The following is a 478-nucleotide window of genomic DNA, read 5'->3' as shown; positions in this document are numbered from 1 at the left end:
GGTGAGCAGCATTCCGAGCAGCAGAGGGTCCCGCCAGGGGCTGCGCTTCGTCTGTCCATCGTCAACGTCCAACGCGCTGGGTGTGGCAGCTGCGCGGGCTCGTAGTCCGGTCAGGACGAGTGCAGCGCAGGCGAGGCCGGTCGCGGCATCGATGACGAACAACAGGCGGAGGTCGATCCCGCCGACAGTCGCGGCGAGGACCCCGGCGAGGACGCCAGCGGCGGCGAGGGCGACTGAGTACAGCGCGTAGGCGGTCACGCGGTCGCGGTCGCCCTCCACGACGTCCGCGACGAGCGCTTGCGAGGGTGGCTCGTAGATTTCGAACGCCAGGCCGATCAGGACCGCGGCCGCCGCCGCGGTGGTCGGGTTCGGTGCCGCAGCGAGGGCGAGTTGGAATGCAGCGGTGAGGGCCAAGCCGAGGACGATTGTGTTGCGGTGACCGAGCTTGTCGGTGAGGTATCCACCGATGATGCGAGAG

Annotated in this window: 1 protein-coding gene; it reads right to left on the bottom strand. The window is 69.2% G+C overall.

Going from position 1 to position 478, the window contains the following annotated elements:
- A partial coding sequence (locus tag BIU91_RS16635; protein ID WP_290439511.1) for an MFS transporter occupies positions 1-468 on the bottom strand: 468 nt, incomplete at its 3' end.
- Positions 469-478: the final 10 nt, after the last annotated feature.

This window comes from Curtobacterium sp. MMLR14_002, from assembly GCF_001864975.1.
Lineage (GTDB): Bacteria > Actinomycetota > Actinomycetes > Actinomycetales > Microbacteriaceae > Curtobacterium > Curtobacterium flaccumfaciens.
This window is presented reverse-complemented; position numbering and strand designations above follow the sequence as displayed.